This is a genomic window from Paraburkholderia tropica (assembly GCF_914484835.1).
GTDB classification, from domain to species: Bacteria; Pseudomonadota; Gammaproteobacteria; order Burkholderiales; family Burkholderiaceae; genus Paraburkholderia; species Paraburkholderia tropica_A.
On the sequence record NZ_CAJZAR010000073.1, the window covers coordinates 44,531 to 54,712 of the forward strand.

16 protein-coding genes are annotated in these 10,182 nt (G+C 57.5%); 5 read left to right on the forward strand and 11 right to left on the reverse strand.

Translation table 11 applies throughout. The annotated features are described in order from the left end of the window. Positions 1-2: 2 nt before the first annotated feature. From LDO54_RS28180 to LDO54_RS28200, 5 genes are all read left to right on the forward strand, one after another. Complete coding sequence (locus LDO54_RS28180; protein WP_224014191.1) at positions 3-311, forward strand: hypothetical protein; 309 nt, start codon at positions 3-5, stop codon at positions 309-311. A gap of 18 nt (positions 312-329) precedes the next feature. Beyond that, positions 330-599, forward strand: coding sequence for a hypothetical protein (locus LDO54_RS28185; protein WP_224014192.1), 270 nt, complete (start codon positions 330-332; stop codon positions 597-599). A 420-nt stretch (positions 600-1,019) separates the two neighbouring features. Beyond that, entirely contained in the window at positions 1,020-2,240 is a 1,221-nt protein-coding gene (locus tag LDO54_RS28190; protein ID WP_224014194.1) for a DUF1173 domain-containing protein, read from the forward strand. Between the two features lie 130 nt (positions 2,241-2,370). Further along, entirely contained in the window at positions 2,371-3,213 is an 843-nt protein-coding gene (locus tag LDO54_RS28195; protein WP_224014196.1) for a hypothetical protein, read from the forward strand. Beyond that, entirely contained in the window at positions 3,203-5,089 is a 1,887-nt protein-coding gene (locus LDO54_RS28200) for a phage integrase family protein (RefSeq protein ID WP_224014198.1), read from the forward strand. Before LDO54_RS28195 ends, LDO54_RS28200 begins: the two co-directional genes overlap by 11 nt. 96 nt (positions 5,090-5,185) lie before the next feature. Here LDO54_RS28200 and LDO54_RS28205 read toward each other — a convergent pair whose 3' ends face one another. The 11 genes from LDO54_RS28205 to LDO54_RS28260 form a co-directional block, all read right to left on the reverse strand. Further along, positions 5,186-5,596 carry a hypothetical protein gene (locus LDO54_RS28205; RefSeq protein WP_224014200.1) on the reverse strand — a complete coding sequence of 137 codons (411 nt, stop codon included), beginning with the start codon at positions 5,594-5,596 and terminating at the stop codon, positions 5,186-5,188. Positions 5,597-5,869: 273 nt separating this feature from the next. Further along, complete coding sequence (locus LDO54_RS28215) at positions 5,870-6,127, reverse strand: hypothetical protein (protein WP_224014204.1); 258 nt, start codon at positions 6,125-6,127, stop codon at positions 5,870-5,872. Between the two features lie 66 nt (positions 6,128-6,193). Next, the gene (locus LDO54_RS28220; RefSeq protein WP_224014212.1) at positions 6,194-6,481 is read right to left on the reverse strand and encodes a hypothetical protein; all 288 of its coding nucleotides are present in this window, start codon (positions 6,479-6,481) and stop codon (positions 6,194-6,196) included. A gap of 370 nt (positions 6,482-6,851) precedes the next feature. Beyond that, positions 6,852-6,998, reverse strand: a complete 147-nt coding sequence (locus LDO54_RS28225; protein ID WP_224014214.1) for a hypothetical protein — start codon at positions 6,996-6,998, stop codon at positions 6,852-6,854. 239 nt (positions 6,999-7,237) lie between these two features. Then, the gene (locus LDO54_RS28230; protein WP_224014216.1) at positions 7,238-7,654 is read right to left on the reverse strand and encodes a hypothetical protein; all 417 of its coding nucleotides are present in this window, start codon (positions 7,652-7,654) and stop codon (positions 7,238-7,240) included. 21 nt (positions 7,655-7,675) lie between these two features. Further along, positions 7,676-8,029 (reverse strand): type IV pilus biogenesis protein PilI, encoded by a 354-nt coding sequence (locus LDO54_RS28235; protein WP_224014218.1) that lies wholly within the window; start codon positions 8,027-8,029, stop codon positions 7,676-7,678. Positions 8,030-8,043: 14 nt separating this feature from the next. Then, the gene (locus LDO54_RS28240; protein ID WP_224014219.1) at positions 8,044-8,283 is read right to left on the reverse strand and encodes a hypothetical protein; all 240 of its coding nucleotides are present in this window, start codon (positions 8,281-8,283) and stop codon (positions 8,044-8,046) included. A 12-nt stretch (positions 8,284-8,295) separates the two neighbouring features. Next, positions 8,296-8,802 carry a hypothetical protein gene (locus LDO54_RS28245; RefSeq protein ID WP_224014221.1) on the reverse strand — a complete coding sequence of 169 codons (507 nt, stop codon included), beginning with the start codon at positions 8,800-8,802 and terminating at the stop codon, positions 8,296-8,298. A 19-nt stretch (positions 8,803-8,821) separates the two neighbouring features. Further along, entirely contained in the window at positions 8,822-9,166 is a 345-nt protein-coding gene (locus LDO54_RS28250) for a hypothetical protein (RefSeq protein ID WP_224014224.1), read from the reverse strand. A gap of 13 nt (positions 9,167-9,179) precedes the next feature. Continuing rightward, entirely contained in the window at positions 9,180-9,671 is a 492-nt protein-coding gene (locus tag LDO54_RS28255) for a hypothetical protein (RefSeq protein WP_224014226.1), read from the reverse strand. 57 nt (positions 9,672-9,728) lie between these two features. After that, positions 9,729-10,124, reverse strand: a complete 396-nt coding sequence (locus LDO54_RS28260; protein ID WP_224014228.1) for a hypothetical protein — start codon at positions 10,122-10,124, stop codon at positions 9,729-9,731. Positions 10,125-10,182: the final 58 nt, after the last annotated feature.

Genomic DNA, 10,182 nt, shown 5'->3' on the forward strand with positions numbered 1-10,182 from the left:
TCATGTCTAGCGCCAAGCCATTGCGTGAACTTATGCCTGAAACGGCCGCCTGGATCGACCAGTTGCGCGATGCGTTTGGCGCAGACGTGATCGTGCCGATCGTCAGGGCTGGCATGAACGGCGAGCCGGTTTTCTATGCGAGGGAAAACGGCCGCACCGTAGGCACGCCGCCGCAAACGAACGGAATGCACTGGAACAGCGACGGCATCGTGTCTCGCCGCTTCTGCGTTGGATGCAACGGCGAGTGCGTAGGCAGCGCAACCAGATGCTCCGCGCAGCAATCCCCTGTCGCTAACCCTGCGACACGCTGATTTCCCCGAGGAACGAGCATGGACAGCAATCAACGTAAAGAGGCATTCAGGAGCGCGATCATCGAGCAAGTGAACGCGCACATTAGGCTGCACAACATGCGGCCCGAAGAAGTCGCCGCGGTTTTCGCAGAGGAAGCGAAAACCGCGCTCGATCACCTTGGATGGCGGCCGCACGCACAGCGTGCCGCTTCGGAACACCTTGTCGCCGCGGCCGCATGCTTGAACGACGGAAGGGTGATTCCCGTGCCCGGCTTCGACGTTCTATTTCCTCAAACCGAATCCGACTAATCGGTAACTCACCCGGCGCGAGTGCCAAGTTTGAAATGAAGGTCAAATGCGATTGATGATTACCTACATAATCATCAATCGCATTTTTTCTCTCCAAAAAGGAACATTTTTCCGGCGGCGCGTTTAAGATTCTGATTGCAAAGGAGAATTCACGAGTTCGAAACGACGGGTAAGCAACGGATTTCAACTACACGACAACGAGGAAAAGGGGCGTACATCGGGCCGCATCGACGCGCTGGGAGCTGAACCTAGGAGCGAATGCGTTCGATACGCGCTCGGCCCGCTCCAAGATCAGAATTGCCGGGAATCGCCCAACGTCGAAATATTCGACGCCGAAGGCACGGGGCAATACGTGTTCCACGTCGCCGAGTGCGGAATGAAGGACCTGCCCACGCCCGACTCCAACTACCGAGACCACCGATGACCGCAAGCTACAGTTTCCAGGGGCGCACGTATTCCGACGATACGCCTGATTTCGCAGCCTTTCTCTCCCACGCCTACGGCAACAACGAGCGGCCGCGGTGCAAGTGCCGCCCCGGCGGTATCGAAATGTACGTCGCCAAAGTAGGCGGAGCGCACGTCATCAAGCGCATGCCGAACACGGGCGCGCTGCATGGCTCATCGTGCGAATCGTTCGAGCCGCCGGCCGAAACGTCCGGTCTCGCCGAGGTCAGCGGTTCCGCGATCCAGACGGACGTGAAAACCGGCATCACCACTCTCAAGTTCGACTTTGCGCTGTCAAAGTCCGGCTCGCGCATCGCCCCCAGCACCGGCGGCGCAGAAAAGTCCGCAGTGAAATCGGACGGCAAGAAGCTCACGCTGCGCGGCGCCCTGCACTATCTGATGGACGAATCCGGCTTCACGCGTTGGTCGCCTGCAATGGCCGGAAAGCGCAGCTGGTACGTGTTTCGCAAATACATGCTTCAGGCGGCTTACGACAAGGCCGTTAAGGGCAATTCGCTTGCGGGCAACCTGTTCATGCCCGAGTCGTTTTCTGTCGATCGCAAGCCGGAGATCGACCAGCGCCGCATGGAAGTTTTCAACCAGCTGCGTGTGACCGAAAAATCGACACGCAAGCTGATGATCCTGATCGGCGAAGTCAAAGAGATACTTCCGGCGCGCCTTGGCCAGAAGTTGATCGTCAAGCACATGCCGGACAGCTTTTTCATGATTGACGACGGGCTGCACAAAAAACTTGCGAAGCGATTCAGCGCTGAATTGGGCCTTTGGGGCGCGCTTGAAGGAACGCACCTTCTCGTGGTCGCGACATTTGGCGTTGCGGACACTGGCATCGCTTCGATCGAGGAAGCGTCGCTTGTTCTGACGAACGAGAACTGGATTCCCTTCGAAAGTACCGACGAAAAGGATCTGATCGACGCACTCTCGCAAAGGCGTTTCGTCAAGAGCCTGCGGTACAACATGCCGAGTACGAAACCGATCGCGAGCGCCGTGCTTGCCGACACCGACACCCCGGTTGCCATGTACATTGTGCCGGCGAATGCCACCGAGGAATTCGAAAACGAATTCGTGGCGTTGCAGGACGAAAGTCAGCTGGACTCGTGGACGTGGAACATTGCCGAAGGCCCGATGCCTGAATTGCCGCCGCCGGCGTCCGATTCTCGCATGCGAGAATCGATTTGAGCGGTTACTGTCCCTAGCCGGAGTTATCCACAGTTTTTGTGCATAACTCCGCGCGCCGCTTTCCAAAGCTGGCTCCAGATAAGACCCAAACTCGCTTGTACGCCAACAGTGCAACAGCACTCTCCCGACCATGCCGAAAACGCCCCGCCCTCTCGATCCCCCACAACCACAGCTTGTCCGCTGCGAAGATTGCCAAAATTTCACGGGCGAGTTCCATACGTGGGGCTGCGCCAAGGGATACGAAGCACCGCACAAATACGTGTTCGTCAAGCATGAGTGCGCGGACAACGCGCCGATGACACGCGATGAACAGATATTCAAACGCTTCCGCCTTGGTGCGGCGTGGCATGGCGATGAAGAACTGAAAAAGGCACGCTCGACGGTCCGCCGCGCCGCTGGCGCTTTGCGCAGCATCAGAAGCCACTACGAGAAGTACCTGAGTGGCGTCCAGATCGAGTCGATTTCAGGAACTGCGGAAACGCTCGCCGGGCTCGCAGATGATATTGAGCGTGCGGAAAAGCTCGCGCGCGAAGTCAAGAAGAAAGCCGACGCGAAACGCGAGGACGAACGGCGCACGCGGCGTCTTTCTCTGGTGCTCACGGCCTTGGACGTCAACTCCAAAAAAGACATTCAACACGAGAACCTGCACCGTCTTGCGGAGGACATTCTGGCGTTTGCGGGCAACGTCGGCAAAGTTTGGTGGAAGGCCACGAAGCGCGACACGCGGCACTTTGACCTTTTCATCTACGCTGGACTCCCCGAGGCCATGAGTAAGGTCAGCGCCATGCCGACCGCCGCGCATATGGACCGGCTCTTAGCCTCTGTCGCTGCGCACCTGGAAGAATTGGACGACCGCGGTGGCGGCTATAGCGTTTCCCTGGCTGATTTCGCTGAGTTCAGGAAATCGGTAGGCCATCACCAGCGCATCATGCAGATTGTGCGTTCCAGCCAGATCAAACCCGATGAGGAATAAGCAGCGGACCTACGCACGTTACATCGGCGCCGACCACATGGCGTTTTTTCGCGGCTATCTCAACGGCGTGGATCTAGCGACGCTCGCACGTCAATACCTTCTGGCCGACGACGATCCGCGACGCGCTCGCACAGTTCTAGACTGGATTCGGCGCGAGCTAGTTGCTGCGGCTCACCGCACAGGCAACCACGGCGACGCGCGCCTGTTGCGCGTGTCGCCGACGGCACTCGACAAGCCTGTTGCCGCGATTGCGGACCTCCCCACCCTTGACGAGTTCGCAGCGCAATTCCCGGCCGACTACCATTCCGAGGCCGAATTGATCCAGGAGTTTAAGGAGCGGTTCGGCGGCGCGATCAACAGTCAGGTAACGGAACGCGGCAAGCGGGCGGAACGCTTGCGCCGTCGCATGAAGCTCGCCCTTGAGCGCATCGAGAAGCAAATCGCCGTTTCGCCCCATCCCGCCCATGCACTCGCAGGCTGGTTCGATCCTGTCATGGCTGATCGACTTGCGGCCGCCGGCCTGGACACGATTGACGATCTGATCGGGTTCATCAATATCCACGGCTTCCGGTTTTACCATCGCATCCCGAGGATCGGACGCGTTGCGGGCAGCCGGATTGTTGGCTGGATTCAGCTGCACGCAGATGAATTGAAGCGCGACCTGTCGCCGCTCGCCAGCGCCCCGAAACGCACGATCGCCACCGAGATTGCCCGTAGGCGGCCGCCGGCCACGGGCATCGTGCCGTTCGAGTATCTGCGATCGCCGTCCCTGCTAGACGGCTCTTTCGGACGGAACCGTGCCCAGCTCGACCGTAACCGCACTCGCGCAAAAAACGACTACGAGGCAATTCACGCGTGGCTCGACGTCCACGCGCCCGGCAGTCACACATGGCGGGCCTACCGGAAGGAGGCCGAACGGCTTCTTTTATGGTGCATTTTCGAGCGCGGCATCGCACTGTCGGATCTCGATGCGGTTGACTGCGCAGAATATCAGCGCTTCATGCGCAAGCCAGTGCCCCCCGATCGATGGATCGCTCCCCGGCACATCGACCGATTTAGTGACGCATGGAGGCCCTTTTCCGGCCCGCTGTCGGCTTCGAGCGTGGGGACTGCCACGAACGTACTCAACAGCCTGTTCAAATGGCTTGTAGGCCAGAATTACCTCGATAGCAATCCAATCGACGGCGTGCCTTTGCAGGAACCAGAGGAAATAGAGGAAGAAACACGCCGAAGCCTTTCTGTCGCGCAGTGGGAATACGTGTACGCCCACGCTGCGCGCGCCGGCGCGCGAGACTTGTTTGCGGTTCTGTTCGCATATGCGACGGGCCTGCGGCGCGCGGAGATTGCGAGTGCAACAGCTGGCGCCCTTTCCCGCCTCACGCGAAACGATGACCTCACGGATCGTTTCCTGCTTCGCGTCATCGGCAAGCGCAAGCGCGCGCGGTACGTGCCCATGCCGACTGCGCTGATGGAGCAACTGGCCGCGTACATGACGAGCCGTGGACATGGTGCTGATCCAGATGCGTGGCCAGCTGCAACGCCGTTGTTCGGCCGCCTGGCCGGAGACGAACAGAAGCCCCTGACCGCTGGGGCGGTCGGAGTTGCGTATAAGACGATCTTTGAGCGGGCAGCTGCGGCGCTTGCTGGAACCCAACCGGCAAATGCGGCGCAACTCGCCCGCGCAAGCGCCCATTGGCTACGTCACACGCACGGCACCCACGCCCTGAGTGACGGTGCGAGCCTTGAAGTCGTTCAGGCGAATTTCGGCCATACGACTCTTGATACGACGACGATCTATGTCACGGCCGAGCGTGGCCGGCGTTTTGACGAAATTGACGCGTTCGTTTCACGCGCCATGCGGCGGATTCAGTCGTAACGTCATCGACTCAGCCGCAGCATGCGGCTCAAATGGCAATGAGACGCACGCCCCCCATAAATGGTTACTTGGGATTGGATGCAGATGCCAAAAGTCTCACCCGCTAACATCTGTCGCAGGTTGCCGCGCGGTCATAAAGCTCATGACCGTACTGAGAAAACACAGGCCGAAGAATGCCCACGGTAGGATTGGCAGGAGATTCGTTACCACCGCGTTGTCCTCTGCCCCCGAATTTTCGTAAAGGAACACAGTGAAACCTATGCCCGCGATGTAGAGCAAACAAAGAACGATCGGGAAGTAGTAGCGGACGAAAACGCAACGAATGGCAGTGATCGCCAGTAGGATGAATCCCACCAGTATTGCTATCAAGGGCAAGCCGTCGAGAATCTGACGCACGCCGTAATCGAAGGTCGTGATTCCCCATGCCAAAACGCCGGCCGCGCAAAAACCAACAAACGCGCCAAGGAACAACTGCGCAGGAGTGGACATGCGTTTGGGTTGTACCATTTTATCTCCAACTATTTCGATCAGCCTTTAGGCGATCCGATCGGTTACAGCAGTGGGGAGTGCTTCAAGCACCACAAGGGCTAACGCGTTGAGCGCCACCAGTCCGCCGAGGTAAATGATCCACTGACGCCCCCCCTCTGTGACGCGAACGCCAAAAATGGTCGTGAGGTATACCCAGACCATCGAGACGGAAAGCAGAACCTTCACCGCCAAGTCAACTTCAACTCTCCACGCTTGCGGCCAATTTCGCATTTTCGTTCCGTTTCCCCTGACCTATCGAGGTACGTTGCCGCTGCCAATTTCAATCACTTCGGCATCCGCTAACCGAAACGCTGTGTATTCATCTGCGGCCTCGCGGGATGCCTCCATGTTCGACTGCGCCAGAGACCTCGTACCCCCCGGATGGCCTGTTTCCAGCGCTTTCAGCAACGGCAGTATGGAACGGGAATGCATCGTCACCACGAAGTTCCGACGTGGATGACCGAAAGCAATTGAGTTGCGCTGGCGTCGATGACGATTCGAAAGTTTCATGATGGAATTTTCCTTGGTAAGTCACCTTTCCGCTGCCGCACGTAGCAGCAGCAAAAAGGTCGAACTTTAAGCCGGACAGGCGACGGGGGATTCGTCCTCGTGGAGATTTGCACCTTGCAGGCCATGCCCCAGGTCAACGATGTGCAGATTCGAATGCACGATCTTCCTGCACACACCAGTATTAAGCTTGACGATCCTCTCACCTTCCCACGCTTGGGCCGTCGTGACCACGCCATCCTTGATCGACGCGGCATACGGGATGTTCTTCACATTTTCCGAAAGGACTTTCGGAGCGCTATCGGCCATTGCAAATGCAGGGATCGAAAGCAGGCACATCGCAGCGATTTTCTTCATTCTTAGGTCCTATTGTCGTGGCTACCGGCCAGTACGGGCCGCTTACGGGGCTATCCAAATTTTCCTGTTCGGCCCGCGCATCGGGCGCGAGCGTTTTCCTTGGGCGGCTTCTGCTTACTTCGAAGAAAAGAAAATTCCGCCTGAGCATTCAAAGGGCGGCACTACGCGCGCACAAACGCCCCCTGAAAAACTGCTAGTGGCGTTAATCGCGGACAGCGCGAAACCCACGGCAAGGACTGCACGCGTTGCCCAACCCAGGCGGAATCCGTATCCGGCCAACACCAACGGCACCACCAAAAATAGTGCTCCAACGGTGAACGCAATCGGGTTAATCAGCGCGTTAGCCATCATTCACTTTCCCGTTTTCCAGTCAGTCGGGCTTGAGCAATTCGACGGTCACATCGTCGCCGCATTGATCGCACACAACCATATCGGACTTGCCGTCGTGTTCCTCTCCGTGGAGGAACACACGGGTCCGGTTTGCACAGCTATCACAGGTGTAGTGATATTCAGTCATCGCCATTTTCCTGTTCGGCCAGCGCATCGAGCGCGAGCGTTTTCCGCTGTCCGACTAGTCATTGAAGGACGGGCAATCGTCCACGTAGCGGTGCAAATTTTTCTCACCAGAATCCAAGCAGATTGCACAGCGAAATAGCGGTCGGTTTTCGTCATATTGACCGTCCGCTAGGTCTGCGCATCGCGTCTGATCGAGCGGAGCAGTCAACGCGTTATTCCATCGAGCATCCATGTGTTTTCCTAGTTCGCGGCGCCTTTCACTTGGTAGGCAATCACCGTCGATCCGGCAGAGTATCCGGGCTCCGTAGCGAGATTGCGCAGTGGAACGACGAGAGCAGCAGGAGACGACAGCCCATCCGGGCAATTCTTTCTTGTGATCGAAATCGACCACACGTTGCGAGACGGCTTGAGTTCTCCAATGTAGGAGCACTTTTGCCCGTCGCGCTCGCGAAGCATAACCATTTGAGGTGTGGCGTTTTGCAGGTCGTTGAGTAGCATCAATGGGATTTTCGGCACCGCCGCGACCTTGTCTGCGGCCGCTTGAACTTGCGAGGCGAAATCAGCCATCTTCTCAGGCTTGGCGATCGGGACTTGCGCATTCGCCAAACCGATTTGAGCGATAGTCAGTGTACAAACGATGGTGGCATACAGTTTCATGGGTTTTCCTGGGCTAATCCGTTACACCAAGTGCGTCCAGATTTCGCGGACGCCGCCAATAAATTCGCCCCTGTCCACAGCAACCCGACGCCAGCGATTGTCTTTCGGCACGAGAGTATGCTCGCCGTAGACGTAGCCACCCGCAGCATTGATACGGTCCCAGCGCGCGATGCGCTCTCTCTTTTCCAAGATGCAGACCATATGATTTTCGAGGACGCGAAGCTCACTCGCTCGCGCCTGAGCGTCCTTAAGTGAATCTGCCGCTACGACGACATTCACGCCGAGCATCGACCGTGCGGTCACGGCATACTCAGAATCCGGCAAATCGAGCTTGCCCGCTTCTGCTGCCTCCTCTACTGAAATTCTCTTCGACATAACGTTTTCCGAATTCAGTTGGTGCTATCGCTGCTACGACGCGCTTTGCGGGTCAAGTCCCACACGATGTACAAATCCACAAGCGGCGACGTTACCCCACGATACAGCGCTGCGCCGAGTGCAAATGTCACGCATGAGAACTGCCACGGCGACAGACCGAAATTCCCGAACCGCTCGCCTACGACTGCGATCGCAAACGAGAGTAACAACACTGGAATCCACGTCAGCAACTCAATTGTGATTTTTCGCTTCACGCCGTTTTCCGATCAATCTTTGCAACGCAGGACGGGCATCATTGCGCCGTCTGGTCGAGTTGGTTGCGGACGCTCCTTGAGCCGCACGTCGCCAAGAGCGGGAACGTCATACGCCGTACCGTTGACACAAACAGCAGGCACGCCTTTTTCATCAACACCCATATGCACTGCGGCGCTCTCGGGCACAGCGCCGGAGCTGCGAATGTACTCAATCCGAGACTGCGAACCAGCGGACGCTTGCTGCGCCTGGATCGTCTCCCGCGTGGCGTATACGGTGGTGACGGTATAAACGATCGTTGCAACGGCAAGTACCGCAGTCAATGCGATCATCGCCGCTTGTTGACGGCCCTGAGCCCTACCGTTTTTTTCGGCCTGAACAATGATTTGGTCGAGCCGGTTAGAAAGTCCATTCATTGCCTCGTTCGTGCGATGCTGCATGGCACGTTGATACAGCGCGATGATGCCCGGAGCGGAGGCATCGGAATTTAGCAAGGTTTTGAGATCTACTGGTTCCAACATTCCCCCGTTTTCCGGTGTGTCAGCCAAGCAGCGATCCGACGATCAGCCCCGTACCGAAACCAGCCTTGTTGCGCTCGCTCTCAAGCTCATCCTTCAACCGTTTCACCTCGTCCCGAAGCGATTGATTTTCCACCGTCAAGGCTGCGTGTTCGGCCTCAAGAGCGCGGACCTGTTCCGAAATCGTTTGCGGCGGCGCGTCATGCGGCAGCACGCCGTCTTTTATGTTCTGCGCGATTTTGAACAGTTCGGCCCGAGTAGGCAGGGGCGAAAGGTAGCCGTCTAGCGCCTTGTTCATTTCTGCCGATCCCGAAAACAACTCCCGCGCACGGGTAATGTCCTCAAAGTTGGCTTGTACGTTTTGCATGATGTTTTCCGATCTACTTTCTGAACTGTGACAGATGCGTGATTTTCGCTCCAGTACCTGGCCGGTGCGGAAAGCCATCTGCGCGAGGTTGCTCCTTCCCAAGTTCGCGCATAGCCGCATCGGCGCCAGATATCTCCGTCACCGTTTTACCGCTCGCGATATCGGTCACTAACCATCCTTCCTTGCCGAACTCGGTCACGCTTGTTCCCGGATATTGCTTTTCAAGCGCCCGCGTTACTAGCGCGTTCCACGTACCGGATATCTTGGCGAATTTCGCAGGCCACAGACACACCAAAAAACACCGCACACCGAAAAACAATATTGCCAACACGGAGAGATTCAAGCCGATCCAGTAGGCCGTTCCGAGCAAATCGTCCGCTCGATGGTCGATTTGATGCACCTGAGACAACACATAGCATGCGGCTGCGAGCAGGATGGAACCAACGCACAGCATGACGTTTCGTTTGATCTCAACATCAGCCTTACTTGGGATGGCACATTTCATTTTCATTTTCCAGTTCGCCCCGCGCATCAGCGAGGGCGTTTTCCGTTGCCCAGCCAGTCACCAGCAGCGCGGGCCGCCCACGCTGCGATAGGAATTCTTCTGCATGCGACGCATACCGCACGCCACAGTTGTAACAAACGCCCCGGCGACCAATGACAACGCTCCAAAATAAAGAGCCTGCACCGCCGTGCCACCAATCGCATCGGCCCAGCTCGCGGCGCTAGGAATCGCAGAGCTGATAGTGCCGTGGAACACATCAAAGACCCTATCCGCAGCGTCACCGAACGTCCCGAGCCCAGCATCCCGCAGAGCATGGCGAGGCACAGCGCCAATCGTCTGCAAGGCGAGAGCCGGAACGAGCGCCATCCTGATAACCCAGGACGAAATTCGCTCTGCCTTCGATGGCGGCAACGGTTGCCTGTCGGCGGCACTGTTAGGGAGAAGTGTGTTCATATTGTCAGTTCCTATTTGGCCCGCACATCGAGCGCGAGCGTTTTCCTAGACGTTTTGT